Source organism: Sphingobacterium griseoflavum (assembly GCF_014653155.1).
Lineage (GTDB): Bacteria > Bacteroidota > Bacteroidia > Sphingobacteriales > Sphingobacteriaceae > Sphingobacterium > Sphingobacterium griseoflavum.
Genome location: NZ_BNAF01000016.1, coordinates 45,704 through 71,430 on the forward strand (window position 1 = coordinate 45,704; position 25,727 = coordinate 71,430).

The following is a 25,727-nucleotide window of genomic DNA, read 5'->3' on the forward strand; positions in this document are numbered from 1 at the left end:
TATTACCTTAATTTAAATAATCGATAGATCAGTTAAATCAGGCAATAGGCGGTTTGAAGATAGAAAAGCAAAAGCCATCTGATAAGGTGGCCTCAGAAACCGGTTGCGTTAAAAGGTTTCCAATATCTTTTTGAACAGGCGGCGTATTACTTGAAGTGAAGATGGATAATATCATCGTTACTTCGAGCAACTTAAGTTTCACAGGTGCATCGTTATGCTGCTGATCTTCTTTAATTTTTTCCTCTAAATAACACGAGCCTTTACATACTGGAATAGTGTCAAATCTATTGATACATAACTGGCTTTCGATATAGTCCCGATTGAGCTGAAAGCTTAAAAAAATCCACATACTACTCGTTGACTGTATGAAAACAGCTATAAGCAACGATATGTACATGAATCTTTTCAAAATGCTGCGAATGTATTAAATTTATTTTTCTTTTCGTAAAATAGCAATATCTGCTAATAATCTCTTGGTCTCTTCGCGTGAAGTTCCGTCGTATACACCTCGGATATGTAGATCCTTATCGACCAAAAGAAATCCACCGCTGTGTGTAAATCCGCCAGGGGCCGTACTATCCGGATAGGCAATAGCATAATAGGATTTCTCCGCAAGATGAAATACATCTTGTGGGCTTCCATATAGAAAATGCCACTTCTCTCTTTTAACCCCGATCTTGTCAGCGTAGGCTTTCAATGCCGGAATGGTGTCGCGCTTGGGGTCAATACTGAAAGAAAGGAGGACAATATCTTCCATTCCCATCGTTTCATCGTACACTTCCTTCATCTGCGCGTTCATTTGTGGACAAATGGTTGGACATGACAAGAAGATAAATGAAGCAATATGGATCTTACCATTTAGGCTCTGATCAGAGATGGGTGTACTGTCCTGATCAAGCATGCTAAATTCATCGATCTTAGGATAAATTAGTTCACTCCCTTCCGTAACCGGATTGCCGAGATAGGGAAGTTTTTTTTGCTGACAGCCCATGGAGCATATAGTCAAAACTAAGAATAAGACGAAGCTTACATATTTCATTGAGATAAATACTATCCTATTTTAAATACCAAATATACATTTTATTGCTGTTAAATATCGATTGAATACCTCAAGTGTCCCTTACAACATCCGATATGCACGAAAACCTAAACACGTAGCACGCTTATGTAAACCACTAAAGCCATATAGTATGGTAACTTTGCAAAGTTAATAAAGCAGCAGAGCGCAATGTCTTTTCAAATTTTCAAAATCCTGCCATTGGGCATATTATTTCTCGCCTCTTGTGGTCAACAACGCGATGATAAGGATCTTCCTATTATGGGCGAGAAAGAAATCGTTTCAATGGTGAAAGATGGCAAGACGTTTAATGACACGATCTACCACAGCATACCTGAATTCCGTTTTGTGGACCAGGATAGTGTATGGATTTCCAATGAAGATGTTGCTGATAAGATCTACCTGGCGGATTTCTTTTTTACACGTTGTCCGACTATATGTCCGCTACTTGCTAGAAATATGTTGACCATCGCAAAAGAGTTTGAAAACGAGGAGCGTTTAGTGATATTATCGCACACCATTGATGCGAAACACGATACGCCGGCTGTGCTAAAAGATTACGCCACTAAACTTGGTGCACCGTCAAACTGGCACTTTTTAAATGGCCCACAGGAGGCTGTCTATCACATTGCAGGAAAAGAGGGTTACTTTTCGTATGCGGAGGAAAACCCCGACATTCCCGGAGGCTTTGATCATAGCGGTGCATTTACATTGGTGGACACTAACGGACACGTAAGAGGAGTTTACGATGGCACCCGTGAAGATGAAGCGAAAAAGGCGATAGCAGACATCCGTAAATTATTAGCGCAATTTTAAAGATATAAACTAAATTGAAAAGGATTATTTCATTTCTACTACTTTTATCTCTTGCTTACCAATGTTTGGGAAGTATGGGGGTATTAGTGTGGTTTGAAAGCAACCGATCCTATATCGCAAACGTATTGTGTGAAAACAGTGCAAAGCCGGAAATGCATTGCAATGGTCAATGCGTACTCATGAAAAAGCTCAAAGCATTGGAAGAGAAATCATCCGATAAAAGTCTTCCGCAGAATGCAAAACACGAAACTTTTCTCTGCGTGATGCAGGAATGGCCGGTAATGCCCGAAAGCATATCCATCCAGTTAGTAAACAAATACGTAGCCTATTATAAAGCCTACTACAGTTTTATACATTTCAAGAATAACTTCCGCCCTCCTCGATTCAACGCCTAATTTTTTCTATAAGAATCAATAGTGCTGTATTGACCTAAGAGGCTTTAAACTCGGTGGGTAATACAGCGATTTTGGCATTGAATAAAATCGAGCATGAAACCATTTTACTTTGGAAAGTCATCCATGCTTTTTAGCGTAATGGCTATGGCATTGATATATAGTTTGACCGGGTGCGGAAACAATACACAGAACCAACAGCAAGAGGGCGCGGTTGACACGGCAGGTGCTTTGGTTGATATAGCCGCTTTAACCAAAATTGCAGATACGACACTGACAGACAAAAGGATAAGTGTACTGGTACAGGACAGCCTGACCAGCAAAAACGAAACCATCTACATTCAGGTCACGGGTCAAGACGGCAGTCCAGTTACAGACGCCCAGCTTGACTATAATGTTGTCATGGATATGGGCATGATGTCGCACGGAGGACCATATTACCCTTTGGTTGATCTCGGTAATGGTCTTTATAAAGCTGAGGTAGTCTTTATCATGGCCAATATGAAGGATATGGGCAAGGGTTGGATATTGAATGCTGTCCTCAATAAAACAGATAGTTTATCCTTTCTGCTGCCCGTTTCAGAGGCAAAGTATGCAAGGACTATCCCTGTTGGTACCAAAGATGATGGACGTGTGTTTGTTAGTCTATTGCTACCCAATGAAGTAAAAACCGGAAGTCAGCCCATTGACTTCACACTGCACAGGATGGCGCATGAGGTTTTCCCACCGCTGGATAATTATACGGTAGAAATAGAGCCTTTTATGCCGGATATGGGACATAGTTCTCCTGATAATAAGGCTGCCGTAGGCAAAGGTAATGGACGGTACAGTGGGACAGTCAATTTCACCATGAAAGGCCCGTGGACAATCAAAGTGAATCTCTTCAAAAAAGGAGAAAAAGTATCACAGGAGGAACTGATATTTCCTGTAGAAGTTAACTAACAAATCAATATATACAATAACAAGAAAAATGAAACCGTCATGATCTTCAAAAATTCTCAATGCAATCATGACAGCTTCATTGCCTATCAATAAAAATTAAATAAATGAAAAAGCAGAATTTATTTTTTGCAGCCATTGCTGCGCTGGTTTTCACATCCTGTGAAAAAACCGAAATTAAAGAAGTTGAAAAGATTGTCTACGCAGACCAAGCGGGATTTTTATCGTTGACATTTGATGCCAAATATGGCGATTCAGATTTTGAACTAAATAAAAAATATCCCTATCAATTAATTAATTCGAGTGGAACCTATGATATGGAATTCGAATTTAGCCGTCTACGTTATTGGGTGAGCAATGTCAAATTGATCGATAAAGACAATAAAGAACATGCGATACCGGAATCTTATTATTTGGTGGAGGAAACCAATGAAATAGCTGTACAGCATTTGGTGGGTGGAGAAAAATACCCCGCAACAAAGCGAGAGGAAGTGATGATCAAAGATATCCCTTCAGGAGAATATATAGCTATCAAATTCTCTGTCGGTGTCGATCAAAAATATAATGACAATATTGCTTTGACTGCTGGCGAACTGGGTTCGTTGAATGGTATGGGAGTTAGTGACGGGTGGATGTGGTTCACCAGTTACAAATTCCTAACCGTCGCTGGAACTATTCATTGGGCAGGTGGTACACCGACTTCAAAAGCGCTGTCTTGGGAAACGGGTTCAAATGCTTTGTTTGATGGTGCTGAAAAAACCGTAGAACTGACTGCGCCGCTAAAAATTGATGCCCAAAATTCTGGAAAAATCACTTTCAACGTGGACGTAAAAGAGTTACTATCGGCGAACGATCTACCGTGGGTCAATAACAGTATCAGTCAAAACAAAAAAGACCTCATGATAGCTCTTCGGGATACGTTTTTGAGCAAGTCGTTGACATTCAAAGAGGCAAGTGCTGTTTCCGTGGTAGCAAATTAATGTATATAAGAATAAGAAAAATACAGATCATTGGAGTCTTCGCCTTTTTGGTGGGATTGTTCGTCCTATTGTCCTGCACGAAGGATGATAAACTTTCTGTTACCGAAGAGGAGGAGACTCCTTTTGTTTTTCGTCAGCCTGCTTTTTTCCCAAAAGCGGTCGAATCCGCTATTGATCCCAAGACTGGTCTACCGTCAAATCCACTGACCAAAGCGGGGGTTGAATTAGGCCGAAGACTTTTCTACGACCCTCTTTTGTCTGCTAACAAACAAGTGTCATGTGCAAGTTGTCACCATCAAAACAAAGGCTTTTCCGATGGAGTGGCTATTACCACAGCTGGTGTTTCAGGTAAGCCTTTGGAGCGGCATTCGCCCACGTTGATCAATCTGGCATGGACAGACAAGGGTTTCTTTTGGGACGGTGGATCGACCAATCTGGAATCTCAGGCATTTGGTCCGCTGACTCACGCAGATGAGATGGGAATGTATCTGCCTGTATTGGTTGAACGTTTGCGTTCGGACGCTACTTATGTAACGTTGTTTCAAAAGGCATTTGGAGAACTACCAAGCGAGCATCGAACAGCTATGGCTCTTTCTCAATTTCAGCGCATATTGATTTCTGCAGATGCTCCGTACGACCTATACCGAAGAGGAGAAAAGCCAGAGGCGTTATCTCCCGAGCAACTTCGTGGGCTAAATCTGGTGCGTCAAAAGTGCAGCAGTTGTCATGCAGGAGAATTATTTACCGATAACAGATTTCACAATAACGGAATAGACAATGACTTCGGCGATGGATCGCATGAGGGTATTTATTGGGGCAGATACCGCATTACCTACAACCCACTGGACTTGGGTGCTTTCAAGACGCCTACATTACGTAATGTGATGGTGAGCGCTCCTTATATGCATAACGGGAGATTTAACACCATTGATGAAGTACTGCATCATTATCGTTTTGGCATCAAAGACACACCTGTTACCGCTACTGCATTATACCAGAACAATAATCAGGTAGGGATACTCATGACAGACCAAGAAGTCGAAGAGATTAAGGCTTTTCTGCATGCACTGACTGATGAAAAATTCTTAAACAACAGGGACTTTTCAAATCCCTTTAAATAAAAGATATGAGAGAGAAAATGATAAAAAAAGACTGGAGGAGCATTTTGATTACATGCATAACGTGTTGCCTACTGCTATCAGCCTGTAAAAAGGACGATGATATTATCGATGAAAATAAGATGGGCGAGTTTTCTATTGAATTTGACCACATCGTCGGTGAAGACCGGTTTTATATCGACCCCACCTATCTGTATAGAAATGCTAAAGGCGAGCTGTTTAGTATACGAATCTTAATGTACTATATCAGCAATATCAAACTTTACAAAGCAGATGGAAGTAGCTATACTGTACCACAGGATGATAGTTATTTTTTAGTGAATGCAGATGATCGAACCACACGTTTTACTAAGGTCAGCGTTCCGGAAGGCGATTATACAAAAGTCGAATTTATGATCGGTGTCGATCAGGAACGCAATATGATGCCGATGGAGCGTAGAACGGGCGTGCTTTCTTTTAATCCCGGAGAAGGACATGCGGGTATGTTCTGGACATGGAGCCAGGGATATATATTCTTTAAACTGGAAGGGAATAGCAACGTGGTTTCCGACGATCAGCAAGGTGACCCTACAGGAAATAAGCAATTCAAGTATCACATCGGTGGTTTTGGATATCCATTTGATGATCCGGAAGCGATGAATAATATTAAGGTGATCACCGTTGATCTTACCCAGACAAGTGGTGACCATCTGGCGCATGTACGGGAAGGATTAAGAAGCAATGTACATTTAATGGTGGATGTGATGCAGATATTTAATGGCCCGAACCAATGGAGCATTGCGAATAAACCCAATGTGATGTTCAACAAAGAAGATAGCGGTAAGATTGCCGGGAATTTTGCATCCCTATTTACACACGACCATAGTGAAAACTATGTGAAAAGTGAAGCACAGCTATCCGCTAACTAACCATACCAAAAAGAGATGAAGAAGATATGGGTACTTACTTTAATTCTAGGCCTGATATGGGCCTGTAAGAAAGGAAATGATATCATAGAGGAAGAGGACATATTTGCGGGTTTTGTACAACCTTCCAATTTTCCGAAACCTGCTTATGACCTTTCTCGCAATCCAGTGACCAAAGACGGTTTCGAATTAGGAAAAAAGCTGTTTTATGAGCCACGGCTTTCCCGCAACAATACCATTGCTTGTGGAAGCTGCCATATACAAGGTGCCGGATTTACGCATCATGGGCATGATGTAAGTCATGGGATCGATGACAGATTGGGGACACGTAATCCAATGCCCATCATGAATCTAGCCTGGCACACGGAGTTCTTTTGGGATGGCGGTGTATTTGATTTAGATTTTTCTCCCGTAAACGCGATACACAGTGCAGTAGAGATGGACGAGACCGTAACCAACGTCCTGCTAAAATTAAGGGCACGTCCGGAATATCCCGCTCTCTTCAAGAAGGCTTTTGGGACAGAAGAAATTACTGACGTCCTGTTTTTTAGAGCACTCTCACAGTTTATGCTGATGGCGACCAGCAGTGATTCCAAATACGACAAGGTGATGCGCAAAGAAGATGGTGCATCATTTACAGCGTCGGAAGCACGGGGTTACCTGTTCTTTAAGAATAACTGTGCAAACTGTCACAAAGAACCTCTTTTTACGGATCTGAGCTACCGCAACAACGGAATTCGTCCCAGCCGTAGTGATGATAAAGGGCGTGCGATAGTGACCGGAAATGTGATCGATGAATACCGATTCAAGGTACCATCCTTGCGCAACCTTTCATTCACAGCACCATACACACATGACGGGCGTTATCTGACCGTGAGCAGGATGCTCGACCATTACCGTCACGATATGGTAGATTCCCCTACATTGGATCCCTTGTTCCGTAAAGCGGACGGTAGCTTGGGCATCACCATGACCGAAGAAGAGAAAGCAGATCTGATGGCTTTCCTAAAAACACTGGAAGACCCGACCTTTCTGTCAAACAAAATACTCGCAGAGCCATTTGGTTCTGATTTTATCGTCAATTAATGATTAGGATATGAAAAAGAAAATTATACTATTGGTTTTGTCCGCTGTTGCACTTTTTGCAAATATACCGCAGTCGGCAGCCTGTGATGTCTGCGGATGCGGTGTAGGAAGCTACTATATGGGCATCTTGCCGGACTTTAATAAACGTTTTATTGGCTTACGTTATCAGCAGAATAGGTTGCAGACGCACTTGGGTTCAAACGGCATCCGTACGCCTAACTCAACGAATGAAACATATCGTACAATGGAACTTTGGGGGGCTTGGAACTTTGGGGAGCGCTGGCGCGTGATGGCGATCGTTCCGTATAGTTTTAACGAGCGTACTATCGGTAACGGCAACACCGAAACGGGAAGTAAGAACGGTCTCGGCGACGTTGTTGTGATGGGGCATTACAAACTTTTGGATGATGTCCGCACGACGGGTTCCAACAAACTGCTGATGCAATCCCTTTGGATCGGTGCTGGGATCAAGACACCTACAGGCGAGTATGATACCAGCGAGCAATCTAGTGCAGAGATGGGGGCACCAAACACTTTCCAGTTAGGGACAGCGAGTACCGATTTTATGATCAACGCCGCCTACGACATCCGGTTGATGGATGCCGGTATCAACGTGAATGCGACCTACAAGATCAATACCGAAAATAAGCACGAATACCGTTATGCCAACAAGTTTACCCTAAATGCTCTGGCTTACTATAAATTTAATATGCAGAACAAGGTGCGGATTTCTCCCAATGCAGGTGTACTCTATGAGATACAACCCAAAGACGTGCTATACAACCGGTTTGACGTAGCCCAGTCCGGTGGACACTCCACTATGGGCATTGCGGGTATAGAGGTCAATGTCGGCAGATTATCTATTGGCGGAAACTTTCAGACACCGATCAGCCAAAACCTTGCAGATGGACGTATAAAAGCGGAGAATCGTTTTATGACCCATGTATCGTTCTCCTTTTGATTTCACTACTAAAATAAATAGATATGAAGAGATTAAGTGTTTTGTTAACCGTTGGTGTTCTCGCTACGGCTATTGCCTGTAACAACAATCCAAAAACAAACAGTTCGGAAGCTCAAACAGAGCCGAATACAACGGATGCGCCCAAAGAAATGGTCATCCATGATTACCTTAAGGAGGGCAATAAAGGAGTCGGACCTATAGCATCGTTTACTCAACTTGCCTTTGACCAAAAGGTAGCAGATGAGGGCAACAAACTTTTTATTGTCAAATGCACGATGTGTCACGAGTATGCGGAAGATAAACTTGGCCCTGCGTTAAAAGGCGTAACGAAAAAAAGAACGCCGGAATGGATTTTAAACCTGATGCTGAATACGGACGAAATGTTTGAAAAAGATCCGGATGCATTAGCCCTGAGAGATAAGTATGAAAGTATGATGGTTAGTGTCGGTCTAAATGAACAAGAAGCAAAATCCATATTGGAATATTTAAGGCAGGAAGATGCCAAAGCGTATTGATAACATGTTTTAATCATAGTGCAAACTTTAAGGGTTATGCCTACGCTACATCGCGATGGGCAATTATGCAGACTTTGGCTACGCAGACAATGGGCGAGTCATATTTTTTTCTGTTTTTATTTGAATATGAAAATCAAATTTCTATCTTTGTATCACTTTAGAAAACACCATTTGGCGTGCTAAGGTTCAAATTCCTGAATAGCTCAGCAGGTTAGAGCATCTGACTGTTAATCAGAGGGTCGCTGGTTCGAGCCCAGCTTCAGGAGCTAAAGTTTACCGGCTGATTGGCCGGTTTTTTTTTGTCTAATAAGTCTATCAAGATGAGCTTAGTTATAGTTGGGACGGTTGCATTTGACGCCATCGAAACCCCGTTTGGAAAAACAGATAAAATTGTCGGCGGTGCTGCTACCTTTGCCGGATTGGCCGCTTCTTACCTTTATGACCATGTTAAGTTGATCAGCGTTATCGGTGAAGATTTTGGCGACGACAATATGCATATATTGAAATCCCGCGGTATCGATGTCGAGGGTGTGGAGATTGTTGCGGGTGGGAAGTCATTCTTTTGGGCAGGAAAATACCACAACGACATGAACAGTCGCGATACGTTGGTAACCGAATTAAATGTCTTGGCAAACTTTGATCCGAAGGTTCCAGCATCTTATCAAGACTGTACCCACCTGTTGCTAGGTAATTTGACGCCGCAAGTGCAAATGCAGACGTTAGAACGTTTGGAACAAAAGCCGAAGTTGGTTGTTTTGGATACGATGAATTTTTGGATGGACGTTGCTTTGGACGATCTGAAGAAAGTGCTCCTAAAAGTTGATGTTTTGACCATCAATGATGCGGAAGCACGGCAATTATCGGGCGAGTATTCACTGGTAAAAGCTGCGGATGTTATTTTAAAGATGGGGCCTAAATACCTGATTATTAAGAAAGGGGAACATGGTGCACTTCTTTTCGGAGACGGGCAGGTGTTCTCTGCGCCGGCATTGCCCTTGGCAGACGTTTTTGATCCTACCGGGGCAGGTGATGCTTTTGCGGGAGGCTTTATCGGCTATTTGGCGAAAGTGAAATCCGTTAACTTCACAAACATGAAGAATGCAATAATTTATGGGTCTGCATTGGCCTCGTTTTGTGTGGAGAAATTTGGAACGGAAAAATTGCAGCATCTTTCTGCGGCGGATATCAAAGAAAGGATACAGCAATTTGTTTCTTTAGCAAAATTTGAGATTAGCGAATAAATCGTTAATCTCAAATTAACTTGCCTATGATTGGGAACCTTTCGAAGACCCACTCGCCATGTGGCGCATCCTCCATCTCTGCCGTGAGGTCTTGCCCAGCCCAATGTTCGTAATGTCTCCCATTTTTCCACAAACGGCTGCCTCCGACATCGTATATAAGTCCCTTGTAGCTGATCCAAATCTCTTTTCGATCTTGACCATTCCTTAACGCTAACTGCGCAGTCGAATAAGTAGGTAGATGTTCTTTTTTGTCCACCTTTCAAAGGTAAATCTAATCTCCGGATTTATAAGCATGCAGTGTTTTTTTCATGGCTTTACGAGCGACATGGATACGGGTCTTCACCGTTCCAATTGGAATGGCCAAGTAGTCCGAAATCTCATGGTACTTATAGCCTTCGAAATACATGCTGAAAGGGACGTAATAATCGTCGCTAAGCGTTGACAAAGCACGGTTTATATCGTCCATGACAAATTTGTTTTCTCCGCTGTTGCTGCTGGCTGAAACAACGAGGTTAGCATTGGTAATTTCTTCTTCTTTCGTAATAAAAGAGTTCGTTTTAATTACCCTTCGGTAGTTGTTGATAAAAGTGTTCTTCATGATGGTGTACAGCCACCCTTTAAGGTTTGTCCCTTCTTTAAAGTTGTTGAAATAGGTTACAGCCTTCAGTAGCGTGTCTTGCACCAAATCATTTGCGTCATCCTGGTCTCTAGTGAAATTTCTTGCATACGTCTTTAGTGAGTCCGCCTGTTGGGTAACCAACGTGTTGAATTCTAATTTGTTCATACTAGATTGGATTAAAAGTTTTCAATGTACCGATTTAACTGACGTGCATCGGTCATGTAGGGTTGTAATACCCTTCATGTCATACGGTTTTGCAACAAATTATGCAAATGGCGTGCTAAACTTCCTCCTGTGGATGAAGTCTAAATGAAATTTCCATTAAAAAAATGTGAAAAGAAGAACTTTTGTTGGATTCCAATAGGTTAATAACCAATCTTGTAGCTCGATGCGTTACTTGCAGACAGTCAACTTCAACAAATGTGGAAAACTTTTACAAAACATTAACTTCGCGTTCCAACAGTATTCCGAATTTTTGGTACACATCGTTCATTATTTTAGACGATATAGTATATATTTCTAGACCTGTGGCATCTCCCAAGTTGGTGATTACCAGCGCTTGGTTTTTCCAAACAGCGGCATTTCCCTCGGTTTTTCCTTTCCATCCGCATGCCTCAATCAACCAACCCGCCGCTAGCTTTTCGCGGTTCTCGTCGATAGGGAACGAAACTAATTGGGGATATGTTGCCTTGATCTGCTCGAACAAAGTGCGAGGGATGATCGGATTTTTGAAGAAGCTTCCAGCGTTTCCAACGGTAGAGGGGTCGGGTAGTTTTTCCACACGGATATGGGAAACGACCTCTGCGACATCCTTAATACTTGGCGAATGAATTTTTCTCCGTTGAAGTTCCTGCTCAATGGCACCGTAAGCGGTATTCAGGCTTTGATGGAGGGAGAGTTTGTAAGTTACGGAAGTGATGATGAAACGACCTTTATACTTCGTTTTAAAGATACTGTCACGATAGGTGAAATGACAGTCTTGATTATTAAAGGTTGTGAACGTTCCTGTTTCCGTGTCAAAGGCCTGACAGGAATAAAAGACATCCATCAATTCTGTGCCGTAAGCTCCAATATTTTGTACGGGGGAAGCACCGACCGTTCCCGGTATTAGCGCCATGTTTTCCACGCCGGCAAACCCGTGATCAATGCAGTACCATACAAAGTCATTCCACACCTCGCCAGCCTTGGCCGTCACAAATATATAGTTTCCTTCGATGAAATGTTGTATGCCTTTACTGGCCATATGGACAATTAGCCCCGGGTAGTTTTGCGTAAAAAGGACATTGCTGCCTGCACCTAATATAAAAAACGTGTCTCGCAGGAGGCCTTTTTCGTACAAATCTGGAAGTTGACTTTCCTGGGTGATTTGTACAAACTGGTTGCAGCTTGCCTCAACGGCAAAAGTATTGTATTGTCGAAGTGAAATGCCGTGTAGAATCTCGTTTACCATTTTGTGCTGACTAATTCTTTTAAAAATTCAAAAAAAGAATTAACTTTATGATTTTGGGGTAAAGATACTACAAAGCAGTTTATTTAACGGAATAAAATTGAGATGTCTAAAAATGTAGATATTAAACGAGCTAAGATACTGGAAGTTGCGAAACGCCGTTTCGCACATTTTGGAATGGCAAAGACAACTATGGCAGAGATTGCGAAAGATCTTTCGTTTTCTAAGGCGCTGCTTTACTATTATTTTCCCGATAAAAACAGTCTATACACGGCTGTATTGGAATATGTGATCAATGAAATGATCAATAAGGTAGATACCTATTTGCTCAAAGCAGTTAGCGTGGAAAGAGCGATACTGTTTGCTATCGAAAGCCGGATGGAGCTGATGCGCGAAAACTATAATCTTTTCGAATATTCTACATCGTTGTTCATGCAGAATCCCGGTGAGATGGGCAAAAGCTTGGGTCCTTTCTTTGATCGGGTTCGCGATCAGTTTGTGCGTATCCTCGATCAGGGTGTTCGCCAAGGCGAGATCATCGTGGATGATATTGAAGAAACTGCTGAACTACTGTTGTTTTCTTTGATGGGTATGCGGACTGGGATTTTGAGCAAAGATCTGAACGACTGTTTGTTTCCGACACCGGGTGAATTTGAGTTGATCTTGTCCAAGCAGAAGAAGATGGTTTCTATTTTTATTAGGGGGCTTCGGGCCTGACCGTGGCGCTAAGGTGAGCCATGATTATTTCCGCATGGATGCGTGAATTTTCAATGAACCATAAGTGTGTATTCAGTCCTCCGCACACCACACCGGCCAGATACAGGCCAGGGATGTTGGTTTCCATGGTTTGTGGGTCGTGTTCGGGAATTCTAGGCGCTTCATCTGGAACATGTACACCCATGGCTGTCAGGAAATCGAAATTGGGTTGATAACCTGTCAAGGCCAGAACGAAATCGTTGTCCAATGTGACTTCACCTTTTGGTGTGCTAAGTATTACTGTTTCTTGCGTGATGGCCGTAAGGCAACTGTCAAAAAACACGTCAATTTCCTCGAAAGCTATTCTGTTTTCGATATCGGGTCTTACCCAATATTTGACGCGGGGGCTAATTTCTTTGCCGCGTACCACGAGCGTCACTTTGGCGCCTTTGCGGTATGTTTCCAATGCGGCATCTACAGAAGAGTTGCTTGCGCCCACGACCAGCACACGCTGGTTGGCATAATAATGCGGATCATCGTAATAATGGGATACTTTTGGCAGGTTCTCACCTGGGATATTGAGCATCATCGGGATATCATAGAAGCCTGTAGCCACAATAACAGCTTTCGCTTGATACAAGCCTTTGGTGCTTTGTACATGAAAGATATCAACTTCTTTGCGAACGGACAGTACCGCTTCGAAAAGATGCGTGTTTAGATTAAATTTATCATTTATGCGCCGATAGTATTCCAATGCTTCCGCCCTTTTAGGTTTCGGTAAGGTAGTGACAAATGGCGTGTCGCCAATTTCAAGTTTTTCCGAAGACGAAAAAAAGGTCATGTTTGCGGGGTAATGGTATAAGGAATTAACCAAACACCCTTTTTCGAGAATAATATGCGAGCGGCCATATCGCTGCGCTTCGATACCGCAGGCGAGCCCGATAGGGCCGGCGCCAATGATAAGTACATCAAAAAAATTATCCATCTACCGAACCGATTTTTTCATTTTGTTCAAGTGTCTTCGAGCGAGCAACCAAGTCATCGGTGACACGGTGTAAATCTCCCGAAATTTTACTCAAAAACTGTAATTGTTCTGTAATTAATGCACTGTCTTCTTCACTAACGGTATGTTCTTCCAACAACGGGAAATCTGCTGCTGTGTGGAAACTTTCCTCACTATGTTCCTGTGCCGGAAGCAGGGCGATTGCTTTTCCAAGTTCGGACAAGATCTTTTTTAACAACTTGACATGTTCGCTATTAAACGTGCCTATGTCTACTTGGTTCACCTCCGTCAGTAGGTTTGCCGAGTAGGAGGAGAAGATGTGGTTTAAGATTACAAAACGGTTGATCTCCTTGGTGTACTTTTGCCGCCATTTGGGTTCCGTCAACATCCGTTGAAAAGTCGAACCCATATTCGCTGATGCGATGTATACCTCTTTACGTGCAAGTTTGTAGGTCGTTCGAGATAGGTTATGGCCTGCCAAGATTTGGATAGCTTGGGCGATGTAGTTGTAATTTGCAATAAGGAGGCTACGCATGTTATCTCGAAATTGCGTGCTTTCCCAGTTGGGAAATATGATGTAGCTGGAGATAAAAGCAATGGCTCCGCCTAAAAAGGTGTCAAACACCCGCTCCTTCGCCATGTCAAAGGAATTCATTCCATTAAAGCTCAACATGATTAAGACGTAGGGAGTCATAAACATGACCGCGATGATATAATTTACGCGGAAAAGACTATAGGCAGTTAGAAAAAAGAAAATCAAGAGTACGAAACGAATGGCTGGATCCTGTATCGTAAAAACAATGGCAGCGCCGATGATCCCGCCAATAAGCGTTCCGACTAGGCGCTGTACATTTCGCTCTTGCGTCAGTCCGAAACCAGGCTTCAAAATCACCATGATGGTAAGCAAAGTCCAATAGATGCCATTGGGATTAAAATTGATCAGGCTAAGTGTTAGGTAGGTGCCCGAAAGGACGATGGCCATTCGTAGGGCATGCCGGAAGACCGAAGATTCCAAGCTAAGGTTGCTTCGGAATTTCTTCCAGTCGATTTGGTCGCGCGTAATAAATTGTGACGCGGAGTCGATTTCCTGCCGCGGGATTTCCGATATTTTCGATGAGCTATAGCTGTAAATATCTTCGATAAATTTTACGATACCCCGGATGTTAATGATGATTTTCTTTAATGGGATGGTGTTTCCAATATTTTTATCCAGCTGGTCCACAGTCTCCCGTAATCGGTCTATATCTTGTTCAAACTTGTAGATCGGTTTGGGCATTCGATTGGCGTTAATGGCATAGGCCATGTTGTCCAACTCATGGGTCAGTTTGATGAGCACATGTTTGAAGGGCATCAGCACGCCATGTTGACCATAGGCGGTCTTTATCGCATTGTAGTCGTATTGCGTTGTCATGCTCTGCTCGAACAGGTCGACAATATCCGCGAAGATCAATGTCAAAAATCGTCCTATTTTAGTGGTGTCCTTGATAGAGCGTTTACTTTGAAACAGAATGTCACGCACCAGCTCTTGGTGCCTGTTCACCTCGATCTGTTTTTCGATCAGCTTTACATAGTTGGCATCAACATCAATGTTAGGATCGTAAAAATTGGCTTTTAAACGGATATAGTCTGCAACTTGCCGGATAGATTCGGATAATTCCTGCTGTGCAATCCGGTAAGGTCTGATCTGCAGGATCGACATGCTGATTAACATGTACCATGATCCGCCCATGGCTATATATAGGAGGTACATCCAACGTTCCTCGTCGACTAATTCGTGGTGCACATTGAACAGCATCATCAGCGTGCACATCGCCCCCACCGTAGCTGCGCGTGCGTTGAAGATGGCAAACATGGCGAATACAAAACTCAAGATCGCTACGGTAACGGTGGTGAGTCCTATAGATTGGTTGACATGTATGATGATGATGTAGGTCAACATGCACAAAAGTGCTGTTGACAACATACCGAGCCTGCGATGGGAGGGAGCCCCCGGTGTGTCGGACAGTCCAACCAATAGCGCGCCTAAAGATATGAGCGTTCCAATATTGAAATAACCAAGGTATGCTGATACCAGTACCGGGACAATACAGCCGACGGTGATTTTCAGTCCTTCTGAAAAGTACTGACCATAAAAGAAATTACTTATTTCTTTGGATTTTTCCATGAAATGCTCAACTGTTTTTGTGATGACAAAGAAACGCTAAGAAGTCTCCAAACTTATACAAATTTGCATGGATATCCAACTTTTAATGCCTTCGAAATGCGCGCGTAGTTTCTATTATCATCAGGCTAGGCAATGTTTAGGGAGGATGTCATAAATAATGAAAATAATCAAACAGTTTAGCGATTAATGTGGTTATTGATTCGTACGCCATGGGATATTGTTATATATTTATTGGCTACTACCGGCGTATTGCATTGGGAGTTTGGTTTTGTGCGGGCCATTCATTTGCTGTATGGTTTATCCATTAACCGAGAGCGGCATAAGGATAGGCTATACGCGCTTTTCCAGATGAAGGAAATAGGCTTATTTTTTTAATTTTTTTAAATAAATAGGCTTTTTAATATTTTTTTTATACAGAAAACTTTCATTTATTATAAATATTATATAGTTTAGGGCGGTTCGATTAGGTTACAACCTCGAACCTATGTTATTCCATTAAATATAAGCATGAAAATCAGTCAAAAACAATCCGTTTTTCACAACGAAGTACTAACACGCTTTGACCTATACAAAAGTTTGTTTTTAACCTTGCCCTTTCAGCGGGTAAAGCACACCGGAACGATCTTACCATTTTTCTCTACCCATTGTGAAAAGGGTGTAGACGAGCATTTGACGCCAGAGGATATCATCGAGAGTTTCTTTGGACAATACGAACAATATGTGCAGGAGGAAGATCGTATAGATTTTCTTTTTCGCATTGTGCAGTATATCGAGAGGCAAGTTGTTCTTTTCGATGCGGTGGAAGACTCTGCTTTTCAAAGTGTTGGAAAGACGGATGAATCGGGTATTTTACATGGTCTTTTTCAACGGGCGCAAGAGAACCCCGAACTGAAACAGGAAATTGTAAATAAGCTGCGTGATTTTTCGGTTCGGTTGGTGCTCACGGCGCATCCCACACAATTTTACCCCGGGCCTGTCTTGGCCATTATCACTGACCTCATTGATGCCTTAAAGCGGAATGATGTACCCAATATACACTCTCTGCTGCAACAGCTTGGGAAGACCCCCTTTATCAACAAGGAGAAACCTACACCTGTGGATGAGGCAGCCAGTTTAGCTTGGTTTTTGGAAAATGTGTTCTACAAAGTTGCGTCCGAAATTCAATCGAAAATCGATAGTGAATTGGAGGTTCCGACGGAGGATGTAAAGCAGTTGATCGAGCTTGGCTTTTGGCCGGGAGGCGATCGTGACGGTAATCCAAACGTAGATGCAGCAAGCACCAAAAAGGTTGCGAGCATGTTGCGCACGATTTTGTTCCGCTGTTACTACCGGGATTTTCGTATCGTTCGAAGGCGTATCACTTTCCGAGGCGTAGAGAAGTATTTGGACGTGCTCCAAAATCTCTTTTACAATAACAGTTTTAACCCAGTTGAAAACCCGGTTGATGAAACGGCCAGCATTTTGGAAAATCTGAACGCTGTTAAGGAAGTGCTCAATACACGCCATAACGGACTATTTGTTGAGCTTGTTGAGGATCTAATACGAAAAGTAATCACATTCGGCTGTCACTTTACGACGCTGGATATCCGCCAAGATAGTAGCATTTTACGCCAAACGTTCAACTATCTGGTGGAGCGTTATCCCGAAACAGCGATGGATCTCGAGAAAATTAAAGATTCGGAATCTGATAAGGAGAAAAGCTTACCGTTTTCGGAGTTGAGTTTAAGCTTTGGTGATGATGCAGATAAGTTGGTGATCGACACCTTGGAGGTAATCGAGCTGTTGAAATCCATACAACGGAGCGGAAGTGAGCGCGCAGCGCAACGATTCATCATCAGTAATTGCCAGCAGGCATCAGATATCCTTGGATTGATGCAACTGTTTTTATGGTCAGGTTGGAAAAAGGATGCGTTAACGATTGATTTTGTTCCGTTATTTGAGACGGTAGATGATCTTTCTCGCGCGGCGGATGTTATGCGCAGTTTGTATGATAACGCGGCTTATGCGCAACACATAAAGAAACGAGGCAACAAGCAAACCATTATGTTAGGTTTTTCCGATAGCACGAAGGATGGCGGCTACCTCATGGCCAACTGGTCGATTTACAAAGCGAAGATCGAACTGACGGCGATCGCAAGGGAGTATGATGTTGATCTGGTGTTTTTTGATGGTCGGGGCGGCCCCCCGGCACGTGGCGGTGGAAAAACACAGCGATTTTATGCGTCAATGGGCAAGGAAATTGCCAACGAACATATCCAATTAACTATCCAAGGGCAAACCATAAGCAGCCAGTATGGATCGTTGGAGACGGCACAGCATAATATTGAACTGTTGCTGCAGGCCGGGATCATTTCGGAAATCCAACAGAAAGAGGGGGATACGCTGACGAAAAAGCAGAAAGAGGTAATTGATCAAATGGCGCACGAAAGCCACAGTAAATTTATGGCTCTTCGAAAACATCCACTTTTCTTAAAATACCTCGAAACGTTAAGTCCGCTGAAACAGTTGTCCGAAGTCAATATCAGTAGTCGTCCGGTAAAAAGAAATTCGGGCAAGGAACTGCGTTTGGAAGATCTGCGAGCAATTAGTTTCGTGACATCATGGAGCCAGCTTAAACAAAATATTCCAGGCTTTTATGGTGTGGGAACGGCTCTGCGCTGGGCCGATGAAAACAATCTTTGGTCTTACGTAAAAAATCTGTACGATAGTTCTGGTATGTTTAAAACGATTATAGACAATTGTATGATGTCCATGACCAAGTCCAATTTTGACGTAACAGCATATATGCAGTATGATGAAACCTTCGCTGCATTTTGGTCCATGCTGAAGGAGGAGTATGATTTGACGAAATCCTATGTGTTAAAGTTGAGCAATTCGACCGTATTGATGGAGCATTATCCAATTGAACGGGCATCCATTACGGCTCGGGAAAAGATTGTGTTGCCGCTGTTAATTATACAGCACTACGCCATTCGTGCTTTACGCGATAAAGAGCTTCCTGAAGAGAAAGAGTCGATCTACCGGAAATTGATCGCTCGTACCATCTACGGTGTAGTAAATGCAGGTCGCAATTTGGCGTAAAATGTTTATTTTAAACGGGAAAATCGAATATTTTTTTATTTTTGTAGCATAAAACGAAAAGAGATGAAATTTAACACTTTATTTGTTGCAGGCCTATGTGCTAGCGCTTTGTTAGCTTCTTGTAACCCGCAGACCGCTAAGGAAAATCAATTAAAATACACCCACACAAGTTTGGTAGATGGTGACGCTTTTCGATTTTTTCAAGTAGTTGGTGGCAAAGTGGTTTACGAAGCGGACTATGCAGCCTATGTAGAGACCGTTGCGAGCTCTTCGCAAGCAAAACAGCTCGCTGCAAAAGTAAAGGAAGTATATACAGCGATCATTCCGACATTAGATAGTCTCGCTATTGTCAATCAGGTGGACTTTCCGATCAAAGGCGCGGCTGTTTTCACGGCCCCAAACGATAAGGGAGCCGAAGAGGTACACAGTGCCGCCGATTCGACCTTATCTAACCATACCGCTGTCGGCCATACACACGGTGATGTCTATTCGGATGAATCCTATATCCATCATGTGCAACACGAAGCCGCAGCAATTAAGGATCAACTAGAGCGATTAAGCCGAAATACCGACCTAGGTCTACGTACCTTTGCAGAGGAAAATCTGGAAAAGGTAAAAGAATTATTTAAACTCGCGGGCGGTAAGGAAGATGCTCACGCTCATCACTAAACTGTACTGCAATCAAGTAATAAAAGGGATGTGGTGTTACATCCCTTTTTTTTGTTAATATAACAATAACTTAACACGCTATTAATCCGCAATTTGTTATTATTGTAGAATTTAACAAACAACGGAAATTAAAACCATCATCTGTGAGATACGGAGCAATAGATATAGGATCCAATGCAGTTAGGCTATTAATTGCAGAAGTAAATCAAGAAAGTAATCCGATCCAATTCAAGAAAGAGGCACTTATTCGTGTTCCCCTTCGTTTGGGCGACGACGCGTTCATTCATCAACACATATCAAAACCCAAATTCGAGAATATGGTGAAAACCATGCAAGCTTTTCGTAATCTGATGGATGTATATCGTGTTCAGGACTACATGGCTTGCGCTACATCTGCCATGCGAGATGCTGACAACGGTGCGCAGATCGTCGAAGCATGCCGCAAAATTGGCGTAGACATACAGATCATTGATGGATCACGCGAAGCTGCCATTATCTATAACAGCAATTTGCAGGAAAAGATGGATAAGAGCAAGGTATATCTGTACATTGACGTGGGCGGTGGTAGTACGGAGATTTCGCTGTTTGCCAATGCAAAACTGATTGCATCACGTTCTTTTAATTTGGGGACCATCCGCGTGCTAGATAATCAAGATGATCCAGAGACTTGGGAGGAGATGAAGAGGTGGGTCAGGGAGCATACAAAAATTTACAAGAATATCTACGGAATTGGTACGGGGGGCAATATCAACAAGCTCTCGCGCATTGCGAACGAGAAAATGGATAAGCCAATGTCCTACGCGAAACTTAAGGCTATCTACCAATATTTAAGTTCATACTCTTTAAAAGACCGGATCCACGTGCTCGGGCTAAAGCAGGATCGTGCAGACGTTATTATCCCTGCTGCGGAGATTTTTCTGACGATTATGAAAGTTGGCCATTTAAAAAACATTGTGGCGCCGCGTGTCGGTTTGGTGGATGGAATTATTCAGACTTTGATAGACAGTAACTTAAGTAAATAGTGCTGAAATTTATAAAAATCTTTCTCGAAATGGCTTAAAAGCATTACTTTTGCTAACGCAAGCTCAGGTGGCGAAATTGGTAGACGCACCATCTTGAGGGGGTGGCGCCTTATGGGCGTGGCAGTTCGAATCTGCTCCTGAGCACAAAAAAAAAGACTTTCATGTTGGAAGTCTTTTTTTTGTGCAACGTGAGGCACCATAATTTGTTTATTGCACCCATTAGAGGCCGTTTGCACGAACGGTAATTTCCGCCACATCGAGTACCTCTATTTCTTGCTCTTTCTCTTTCATCTTGACACCATCGCGCAACATCGTCATACAAAATGGACAGGCGGCTGCCACTATGGTAGCCTTCGAATCCAGCACGTCCTCTAAACGTTCGGTATTTACATCTTTTTTGCCCGGCTCCGGTTCTTTAAACATTTGTGCACCGCCCGCTCCACAGCACAGACCGTTGCTTTTGCAGCGCTTAAGCTCAACGAGATCGGCATCTAGTGTTTCCAGTACTTTGCGCGGAGCTTCATACACTTCGTTTGCGCGGCCTAAGTAGCAGGGGTCGTGGTAGGTGATCCGTTTACCTTTAAAGTCATGTCCATCGGCGGGGCGCAACTTTCCCTCGTCAATCAAGGATTGGATAAGTTGAGTATGATGGATAACTTCATAATGTCCACCCAAACTAGGGTATTCATTCTTCAGCGTATTGAAACAATGAGGACAGGCCGTAACGATCTTTTTGATCGCATATCCATCTAGAATCTGTATGTTCATCATGGCCTGCATCTGGAACAGAAATTCGTTGCCGGCTCGTTTTGCCGGATCTCCAGTGCAACTTTCTTCCGTGCCGAGGATAGCATACTTGATGCCCACATGATGCAATATTTTACAGATATCTTTGGTGATGCGCTGTGCGCGTTCGTCAAAACTGCCTGCACAGCCCACCCAAAATAAAAGGTCGGGACTGTCGCCATTAGCCAGCATTTCGGCAGCTGTAGGGATATGAAAGTTGGTTTCCATAGGCATGGTGTTATTACGAGTTTGTCCAGTTGGCACGGTCTGCTTGCGCATACTTCCAAGGGGCACCGTTGTTTTCTAAGTTGTTAAACATGGCATTGACGCTAGCGGGCGCTTGTGACTCCTCCATCACGGCATACTGACGCAGACCCATGATGATCTCTAGCGGGTTTATATTAACGGGGCACTGCTCGACACAAGCATTGCAGCTGGTGCAGGCCCATATCTCCTCGCGCTTGATGTAATCGTCAATCAGCGACTTTCCATCTTCTTGGAAAGCTTTGTTTTTATCGATTTGTTTACCGACCTCTTCTAGCCGGTCACGCGTATCCATCATAATTTTGCGTGGCGACAATAGTTTGCCGGTTATATTGGCCGGACATGCGGCTGAGCATCGCCCACACTCGGTACAGGTGTAGGCATCCAAAAGGTTCTTCCACGTCAGGTCCTGTACATCTTTTACACCGAAACGTCCTACTTCACCTGATGGTGGAGGAAGGGATGGATCCAGCATCACCTTTACTTCTGCTGTAACGGCAGGCATATTTTCAAACTTTCCTTTGGGCTTCAGGTTGGAGAAGTACGTGTTGGGGAAGGCAAGTATAATATGCAGATGTTTGGATAAGGGCAAGTAGTTTAAGAAAGCTAGCACGCCGATGATGTGCAACCACCAGGCCGTACGTTCAATGGCTATTAGGCTATTGCTATTATCCGGTAGGATGCCGGCTAAATAGCTGCTTATAGGAAAGGATCCAGCGAGATGATAATGGGAGAATCCCATCGTTTGTAGTTTATAGTCGGCGGCGTTCATTATCAGAAACGCTGCCATCAGGATAATTTCCGTAAACAGGATAAGGTTGGCATCAGATTTTGGCCATCCCTTGAGTTCTCTTCCTTTGAATCGATAGATCTGCAGGGCATTTCGGCGGATAAAAAAGATCAAACAGGAGACCAGCACGGCGAAGGCTAATAGTTCGAAAGCATAAATGAGAAAATCATAAAAGGAGCCCATAAACGATAACGCACGATGTGTGCCAAAAATACCATCGATAACAATCTCTAACATTTCAATGTTAATGATGCAGAAGCCGACATAGACAAAAAGGTGCAGCACCGCAGGTAGTGGCTTCTTGAACATCTTTTTCTGCCCGAAAGCGACCAGTAACATCATTTTTACGCGTGCTTTAGCATCTCCGCGGCGGTCATCGGATTTGCCCAATCTTATGTTGCGATAGATGCGACGCGCATTTATCGTGAAAAACGCCAGGGCACCGAACAGCAAACAGAAAAAAATGACTTGACTTATCATAACTATTTTTTCAGGTATCACAAATATAAAGAACAGATTAATACTATGCTAGCATAATACTTATTTGGAACCATTAAAAATAGAAATGCTATCTTACTTAAAGGAGCGATCGGCAGTAAGTATAGGTTTCAGGGAATAAAAAAGCAACCTCGATGCTTACACCAAGGTTGCTTAACGTTGTCATCGGCGCATGCCAACGAGGTATGATAGCGGGAGCCGATTGGCTACCAAGGATTCGGCATGAACTTCCACATATCATAAAAGGGAGAGGTACCACTTCGTCCTGTGGCGACATAGGCCACACTGCCGTGTACAAAGGCGATAGCTTGATGCCTAACCGATCCGGCGAAAGATTGATGTTCCTCCCAATAGTCGCCGGAGGCTACATAGCGCCAAGTGCTCGATGTCGGAGAGCCATTGTAACTGGCCAAACCGCCCGATATAAATGCCGTGCCATCGAGTACGAATGCGGAGGGACTTAGACGCGTCAAGTTGTAGGTATAATCGTCATCATCACGATCGGAGAGTGGCTCCTTTTCTATCCAGTTGGTACCGTCGAAAGCATAAAATGTGCTTACATTTTGGTTGTTGCTAACGCCGCCACCGAGGTATGCCAATCCATTTAGAACAAAAGTGAAGGCAAATGAGCGCTTGTTTGGCGTGCTGGATACCTTCGTCCATTTGCCGCCGCTGGCATCTGGCGTAAAGGTGTAAAAATCATTGAAATCCTGACCGTCGAAATCACGGCCTGTCCCGACGTAGGCGACACCATTGAGCGAGAATGCGACTGCGGCGTAGCGTGCGGATCCCTCAAAGTCTGCGACTTTTGTCCATACGTTTGTGCTGGGGTCATATTCGTAAAAATCCTTGAACATCGTCGTTGAATTTGTGCCCAGTCCGACATATCCCTTACCATCGATGACAAAGGATACGGCGTTGTTACGCGCCTCTCCGGGGAAGGTGCTCATTTGTTCCCAACTTTGTAAAGCTGGCGAGAAACGCCAAGTATCAACAAATCGATTGGAATTGGTGCCATAACCTGTGGTCAGATAGGTATAGTCGCCTATGCTAAAGCTCACGGCGCCACTGCGCGGGAGACCTTCAAAATCGGCTCCTTTCGTCCATTCGTCCGGATCGTCGTCTTCATCCGAGGAGCAAGAGACCACAGGTAGAGCAAGAGTGACCAACAGGAACAGTTTGATTATCCATTTCATTTTCATTTTCATTGTGTTTTGATGTATAGTACATTTAATTTAATAGCGGGTTTGTTGTCGTTCTGCGCGACTTGCAGCACATTTGTTCTAGACAGCAATGTGGTCGTCGGGAGCGAGATAAGCAGACTTTCTTCATCGTCATATGTTTGGGTTTTAATCAAGGCGCTCAGGTAGTTGCTAATGTCAAAGACATACTTTCCCCTTCCTATTCCGCCAGACGTACTCCCTTGTTGATAGACGGCTAGAAGCGAAGCGCCGGAAGCATTTTTAACCAACGATGTTGGTGTACCATATCGGTTAGCGACAAATAAGATAAGCGAGTCTGGAGGAGGGTAAAAGCCATACTCAAGCTGGTCCGTCTCAATAATGAGTTGCGCTTTGTTGATGGCGGTTGCACCTAAACCAAGTGTTTCGCGAATACCCGGAAACCTGATGCGGCTAACGAGCCCTGTTAGTCCTTGGACAAATGTTCTGCTATCGGTCGATGTCGACACAATCTCGCTGTTAACCGCGGTCATGGCTCGAAGCAGACTATTGCTCCTCTCAGTTTCTATTCGGTTATATTGATAGTCGCTGTTGCCCATGTTGATGGTCAGCTCTTCTGTGATACGGCGTCCATCGGATTGTCTTTCGTAACTGTAATGCAGACTGAATGCGATGGAGTCTTTGAAGCCCACGATTGCTTTTGCATCAGGCTCGGATATGATGGCCAATCCGCGGAAAAAGTCCAGAAAGTCATCTTCTACCGTAAGTCTACTGTCTTTCGATAGCACCATGCCAAAAAGCGTATGCCCTAGATTCTGATCGAGTTTTATGGAGACTGTATCCTTTTTGGAATGGGGTTTTGGAGAAAAACGCGTGGTGCCTAGGGGCTCTCTGGCATATGCAAACTCTTGATCGGTGTAAAGCGTTTCTCCCGAAGCGAAGACAGGAAATTCATCACCTTCTAGTGCGATGGAAAGTTCTTTAGGGTCGATTGCTTGGCTAAGCCGATGGACGCTTATACCCATGGTTTGTGTGGTGTCTCCGTAGCTATACCCATTGTAAAAGAAACTGATGGTTAACGAATCGAATTGGACATCATTGGTAAAGGTCGTTGATAGATCGGGTACAGCTAGCCTGAAATAGGTAGAGGCTCGCGTTTGTCCGACATACTCGTTTTCGAAGGCTCCCACTAACAATCCTCCTTGGCCAGCAGATGGCAAAGGATCCAGCAAAAAGGTGGACGCACTTACCGCAAATGTATCGGAGCTGTTTACGGCCAGTAGGTTCTGCTCGGCCTCTAAGCCGACACCTTCTATTTTTGTGCAAGAACTAGTGATGAGGAAAGCTATGGATGCTGCGAACAGCAATCGTTTTTTTAAAATCGTGGAATATATCATACCTGCAAACTGAATCAAATCGATGCAGCAAAACTGGCGATACGCTATGTTAATGAACATTACATTTTGTTAAACTAGGTTAAGCAAAAGGGCATGTCGA

At 43.5% G+C, this 25,727-nt stretch carries 26 protein-coding genes and 2 tRNA genes; 17 read left to right on the forward strand and 11 right to left on the reverse strand.

Going from position 1 to position 25,727, the window contains the following annotated elements:
- Nucleotides 1–37: 37 nt before the first annotated feature.
- Entirely contained in the window at nucleotides 38–349 is a 312-nt protein-coding gene (locus IE165_RS17130; protein ID WP_189627877.1) for a hypothetical protein, read from the reverse strand.
- A gap of 81 nt (nucleotides 350–430) precedes the next feature.
- Nucleotides 431–991, reverse strand: a complete 561-nt coding sequence (locus tag IE165_RS17135; RefSeq protein WP_189627878.1) for an SCO family protein — start codon at nucleotides 989–991, stop codon at nucleotides 431–433.
- A gap of 237 nt (nucleotides 992–1,228) precedes the next feature.
- Between IE165_RS17135 and IE165_RS17140 the strand changes: the two genes are divergently transcribed.
- The 11 genes from IE165_RS17140 (at nucleotide 1,229) to IE165_RS17190 (ending at nucleotide 10,010) form a co-directional block, all read left to right on the forward strand.
- Nucleotides 1,229–1,873, forward strand: coding sequence for an SCO family protein (locus IE165_RS17140; RefSeq protein ID WP_189627879.1), 645 nt, complete (start codon nucleotides 1,229–1,231; stop codon nucleotides 1,871–1,873).
- 179 nt (nucleotides 1,874–2,052) lie between these two features.
- On the forward strand, nucleotides 2,053–2,268 hold the full coding sequence (locus tag IE165_RS17145; RefSeq protein ID WP_189627880.1) for a hypothetical protein: 216 nt from the start codon (nucleotides 2,053–2,055) through the stop codon (nucleotides 2,266–2,268).
- Between the two features lie 93 nt (nucleotides 2,269–2,361).
- Complete coding sequence (locus IE165_RS17150; RefSeq protein ID WP_189627881.1) at nucleotides 2,362–3,207, forward strand: FixH family protein; 846 nt, start codon at nucleotides 2,362–2,364, stop codon at nucleotides 3,205–3,207.
- A gap of 104 nt (nucleotides 3,208–3,311) precedes the next feature.
- Nucleotides 3,312–4,184, forward strand: coding sequence for an MbnP family protein (locus IE165_RS17155; RefSeq protein ID WP_189627882.1), 873 nt, complete (start codon nucleotides 3,312–3,314; stop codon nucleotides 4,182–4,184).
- Nucleotides 4,184–5,305, forward strand: coding sequence for a cytochrome-c peroxidase (locus IE165_RS17160; RefSeq protein WP_189627883.1), 1,122 nt, complete (start codon nucleotides 4,184–4,186; stop codon nucleotides 5,303–5,305). Before IE165_RS17155 ends, IE165_RS17160 begins: the two co-directional genes overlap by 1 nt.
- Before the next feature lie 5 nt (nucleotides 5,306–5,310).
- Nucleotides 5,311–6,210 carry an MbnP family protein gene (locus IE165_RS17165; protein ID WP_229826627.1) on the forward strand — a complete coding sequence of 300 codons (900 nt, stop codon included), beginning with the start codon at nucleotides 5,311–5,313 and terminating at the stop codon, nucleotides 6,208–6,210.
- Between the two features lie 15 nt (nucleotides 6,211–6,225).
- Entirely contained in the window at nucleotides 6,226–7,293 is a 1,068-nt protein-coding gene (locus tag IE165_RS17170) for a cytochrome-c peroxidase (protein WP_189627884.1), read from the forward strand.
- A gap of 10 nt (nucleotides 7,294–7,303) precedes the next feature.
- Nucleotides 7,304–8,254: a transporter family protein gene (locus tag IE165_RS17175; RefSeq protein ID WP_189627885.1), complete on the forward strand. Its 951-nt coding sequence runs from the start codon at nucleotides 7,304–7,306 to the stop codon at nucleotides 8,252–8,254.
- A 23-nt stretch (nucleotides 8,255–8,277) separates the two neighbouring features.
- On the forward strand, nucleotides 8,278–8,769 hold the full coding sequence (locus IE165_RS17180) for a c-type cytochrome (protein ID WP_189627886.1): 492 nt from the start codon (nucleotides 8,278–8,280) through the stop codon (nucleotides 8,767–8,769).
- Nucleotides 8,770–8,961: 192 nt separating this feature from the next.
- Nucleotides 8,962–9,035: transfer RNA gene (locus IE165_RS17185), tRNA-Asn, on the forward strand.
- Nucleotides 9,036–9,089: 54 nt separating this feature from the next.
- Nucleotides 9,090–10,010 carry a PfkB family carbohydrate kinase gene (locus IE165_RS17190; RefSeq protein ID WP_189627887.1) on the forward strand — a complete coding sequence of 307 codons (921 nt, stop codon included), beginning with the start codon at nucleotides 9,090–9,092 and terminating at the stop codon, nucleotides 10,008–10,010.
- A 10-nt stretch (nucleotides 10,011–10,020) separates the two neighbouring features.
- On the opposite strand, the gene IE165_RS17195 is transcribed toward IE165_RS17190, so the two are convergent.
- The 3 genes from IE165_RS17195 to murB form a co-directional block, all read right to left on the reverse strand.
- Entirely contained in the window at nucleotides 10,021–10,266 is a 246-nt protein-coding gene (locus IE165_RS17195; RefSeq protein ID WP_189627888.1) for a cytochrome b5 domain-containing protein, read from the reverse strand.
- 15 nt (nucleotides 10,267–10,281) lie between these two features.
- On the reverse strand, nucleotides 10,282–10,794 hold the full coding sequence (locus IE165_RS17200; protein WP_189627889.1) for an RNA polymerase sigma factor: 513 nt from the start codon (nucleotides 10,792–10,794) through the stop codon (nucleotides 10,282–10,284).
- A gap of 268 nt (nucleotides 10,795–11,062) precedes the next feature.
- Nucleotides 11,063–12,079 (reverse strand): UDP-N-acetylmuramate dehydrogenase, encoded by a 1,017-nt coding sequence (gene murB / locus IE165_RS17205; RefSeq protein ID WP_189627890.1) that lies wholly within the window; start codon nucleotides 12,077–12,079, stop codon nucleotides 11,063–11,065.
- Between the two features lie 102 nt (nucleotides 12,080–12,181).
- Between murB and IE165_RS17210 the strand changes: the two genes are divergently transcribed.
- A complete protein-coding gene (locus IE165_RS17210; protein ID WP_189627891.1) occupies nucleotides 12,182–12,793 on the forward strand; it encodes a TetR/AcrR family transcriptional regulator in 612 nt (203 codons plus the stop codon).
- On the opposite strand, the gene IE165_RS17215 is transcribed toward IE165_RS17210, so the two are convergent.
- Both IE165_RS17215 and IE165_RS17220 read right to left on the reverse strand, forming a co-directional pair.
- Nucleotides 12,774–13,757, reverse strand: coding sequence for a YpdA family putative bacillithiol disulfide reductase (locus IE165_RS17215; protein ID WP_189627892.1), 984 nt, complete (start codon nucleotides 13,755–13,757; stop codon nucleotides 12,774–12,776). The genes IE165_RS17210 and IE165_RS17215 overlap by 20 nt on opposite strands.
- Nucleotides 13,750–15,939, reverse strand: coding sequence for an FUSC family protein (locus IE165_RS17220; RefSeq protein WP_189627893.1), 2,190 nt, complete (start codon nucleotides 15,937–15,939; stop codon nucleotides 13,750–13,752). Before IE165_RS17220 ends, IE165_RS17215 begins: the two co-directional genes overlap by 8 nt.
- A gap of 186 nt (nucleotides 15,940–16,125) precedes the next feature.
- On the opposite strand from IE165_RS17220, the gene IE165_RS17225 reads away from it, so the two are divergent.
- The 5 genes from IE165_RS17225 to IE165_RS17245 all read left to right on the forward strand — a co-directional run bounded on the left by IE165_RS17225 (nucleotide 16,126) and on the right by IE165_RS17245 (nucleotide 20,855).
- Nucleotides 16,126–16,314, forward strand: a complete 189-nt coding sequence (locus IE165_RS17225) for a hypothetical protein (RefSeq protein WP_189627894.1) — start codon at nucleotides 16,126–16,128, stop codon at nucleotides 16,312–16,314.
- Between the two features lie 132 nt (nucleotides 16,315–16,446).
- The gene (locus IE165_RS17230; RefSeq protein WP_189627895.1) at nucleotides 16,447–19,020 is read left to right on the forward strand and encodes a phosphoenolpyruvate carboxylase; all 2,574 of its coding nucleotides are present in this window, start codon (nucleotides 16,447–16,449) and stop codon (nucleotides 19,018–19,020) included.
- A gap of 63 nt (nucleotides 19,021–19,083) precedes the next feature.
- Nucleotides 19,084–19,689, forward strand: a complete 606-nt coding sequence (locus IE165_RS17235; RefSeq protein WP_189627896.1) for a hypothetical protein — start codon at nucleotides 19,084–19,086, stop codon at nucleotides 19,687–19,689.
- Between the two features lie 143 nt (nucleotides 19,690–19,832).
- Entirely contained in the window at nucleotides 19,833–20,711 is an 879-nt protein-coding gene (locus tag IE165_RS17240; protein WP_189627897.1) for a Ppx/GppA phosphatase family protein, read from the forward strand.
- Nucleotides 20,712–20,772: 61 nt separating this feature from the next.
- Nucleotides 20,773–20,855: transfer RNA gene (locus IE165_RS17245), tRNA-Leu, on the forward strand.
- A gap of 75 nt (nucleotides 20,856–20,930) precedes the next feature.
- Here IE165_RS17245 and IE165_RS17250 read toward each other — a convergent pair.
- From IE165_RS17250 to IE165_RS17265, 4 genes are all read right to left on the reverse strand, one after another.
- On the reverse strand, nucleotides 20,931–21,725 hold the full coding sequence (locus IE165_RS17250; protein ID WP_189627898.1) for a (Fe-S)-binding protein: 795 nt from the start codon (nucleotides 21,723–21,725) through the stop codon (nucleotides 20,931–20,933).
- Between the two features lie 13 nt (nucleotides 21,726–21,738).
- Nucleotides 21,739–23,031 carry a 4Fe-4S dicluster domain-containing protein gene (locus tag IE165_RS17255; protein WP_189627899.1) on the reverse strand — a complete coding sequence of 431 codons (1,293 nt, stop codon included), beginning with the start codon at nucleotides 23,029–23,031 and terminating at the stop codon, nucleotides 21,739–21,741.
- A gap of 224 nt (nucleotides 23,032–23,255) precedes the next feature.
- Nucleotides 23,256–24,245, reverse strand: a complete 990-nt coding sequence (locus tag IE165_RS17260; protein ID WP_189627900.1) for a Kelch repeat-containing protein — start codon at nucleotides 24,243–24,245, stop codon at nucleotides 23,256–23,258.
- Nucleotides 24,246–24,253: 8 nt separating this feature from the next.
- Nucleotides 24,254–25,687 carry a DUF4270 family protein gene (locus tag IE165_RS17265; RefSeq protein WP_189627901.1) on the reverse strand — a complete coding sequence of 478 codons (1,434 nt, stop codon included), beginning with the start codon at nucleotides 25,685–25,687 and terminating at the stop codon, nucleotides 24,254–24,256.
- Nucleotides 25,688–25,727 lie beyond the last annotated feature (40 nt).